This window comes from Streptomyces sp. NPDC051105 (assembly GCF_040682795.1).
Taxonomy (GTDB): Bacteria; Actinomycetota; Actinomycetes; order Streptomycetales; family Streptomycetaceae; genus Streptomyces.
On the sequence record NZ_JBFBBR010000063.1, the window covers coordinates 1 to 1,911 of the forward strand.

Genomic DNA, 1,911 nt, shown 5'->3' on the forward strand with positions numbered 1-1,911 from the left:
GGCTTTTTATTTTGCTTTAAAAATAGAGTATATCAAGCTCAATAGAGCCTTAAGAAATCCTTTATAAATGAGGCAATAATTTTAAAAAAGCCTATAAAAAAAGGGACACATTGTGTTATAATTAGAACGCTGCGTGCTTTTTTTCTTTAAATAAACCCGAATTGCTAGTTAATTTCATTGGAAAATAAATAAGTCGTGCTATCCTAATCTTAAACCACTAAGCATTAGAAAGCGCACGACTTATATGACTTATAATAGCACACTTCCAAAAGTTTTTGTTTATTTACTGACAACCATTGAGACGCTTTATCAAACGAGTGTTCCCCTTGAGGTTCAAAACCGAAAGAACGTCCATCTCGCAACATCAGATTGCTTAGTTATCGCTTGTTACCTATGGGGCGTACTGCATTTTAGTGAAACACTTAAAGCTAAGCACCAATTGGCTCAAAGTTTATTTCCTAATTTCCTAGAATATTCTCGCTTTGTCCGCCGTTGTAATGCCCTCTTACCGAGTATCCAAGTCATTCGCCAAGCACTCGTCTTTAAAGAGGTTGAAGGAATGAGTGTATCCATTATTGACAGCTTCCCCATTCCTTTGTGTCAGCCTATTCGTAATTTCAGAAGCAAAGTTCTTGGAGATTATGCAAATGTTGGCTACAATTCTACAAAGGGACAGTACTTCTATGGATGTAAATGTCATGCTTTAGTCAGTGAATCAGGCTATGTCATAGACTACACAATTACTCCTGCTTCAATGGCTGATAGTTCAATGACCGAGGAAGTGTTGAGTCAATTTGGGACACCAACAGTCCTTGGAGATATGGGATATTTAGGTCAGTCACTGCATGAAAGGCTGGAATTAGAAGGAATTGATCTAATTACACCTGTCAGGAAGAACATGAAGCAAAAGAAAATCCTTTTCCCTAATTTTTCAAAACATAGAAAAGTGATTGAGCGAGTTTTCTCTTTTTTGACAAATCTAGGAGCTGAGCGTTGTAAAAGTCGTTCGCCTCAAGGTTTTCAATTGAAATTAGAGATGATACTTTTAGCGTATTCTTTACTGTTAAAATCAGCTAAATCACTGGAACCAGAGACTTTAAGATATTCTATCGGGTATCAAGTCATGGCTAAATAATCAACTAGCAATTCGGGTAAATAAGATTAAAAATTATATTCACTTCCAGTGTTTACCTCTTACCAGTCTGTAAAGTTTATATCCAACATAAGAAGAAAAAATATACATTTTTATCCGTTTAGTATGTCTTTTTTCTATTGAAATATAATCTTTAAATACTTTTTTTCTGATTGGATTTAATTCATTATACAATTTTTTCGAATCTGGAAAATAAGCTAATATTGACGTAACTATTTTACCAACTACTGCTCCCAATTCCCGAATTTTATACTGATCATAAAAATCTAATAAGTCATATGTTACAAAAATGGCGTCGTCCGAAAAGAATTTTTCCGGGTGATTACTCATAATAGACCCAGAGCGTTTCCTATATCTATACAATCTTAGGGAAATAACAACAATGTTTTTACTAAAGTAAAAAACTTTCGGCGTAAAATTGTTATCTTCAAATTTTTTTCCAACAGAAAATAGTAAATCGTGTTTTTCAATCACAGAGCGTTTTGTTACAAATGACCATGCAGTTGTTGGTATCTCATCTTTAGACAATGCAGTTAATATTTGCTCACTTGTACACAAATCTTTTTGACGATAAAAACTTCCATGCCCATAATTACTGTCCAAAGCATTTCCAAATTCATCAATTCTACTATAACCAAAGATAAGTGTATCCGGTTGACTGTATTTATAGCAACTAGTCAAAATTGTCTCCACAAAATTGATTTCTATTTCATCATCTGAATCCAAAAAAAAGATATATTCTCCAGTTGCATTAAGTA

Annotated in this window: 2 protein-coding genes; one reads left to right on the forward strand and one right to left on the reverse strand. The window is 33.6% G+C overall.

What is annotated here, in order from left to right:
- Positions 1 to 244 precede the first annotated feature (244 nt).
- Positions 245 to 1,135, forward strand: coding sequence for an IS982-like element ISLll1 family transposase (locus tag AB0N16_RS41680; protein ID WP_365806023.1), 891 nt, complete (start codon positions 245 to 247; stop codon positions 1,133 to 1,135).
- Positions 1,136 to 1,174: 39 nt separating this feature from the next.
- Here the strand turns inward: AB0N16_RS41680 and AB0N16_RS41685 are convergent.
- Positions 1,175 to 1,911 (reverse strand): hypothetical protein (locus AB0N16_RS41685; protein WP_365806024.1); only part of this gene is annotated, 737 nt, incomplete at its 5' end.

What these genes read in the sequence shown, in the direction of transcription:
- AB0N16_RS41680 (WP_365806023.1), top strand. Translation starts at nt 245, where the DNA reads ATGACTTATAATAGCACACTTCCAAAAGTTTTTGTTTATTTACTGACA.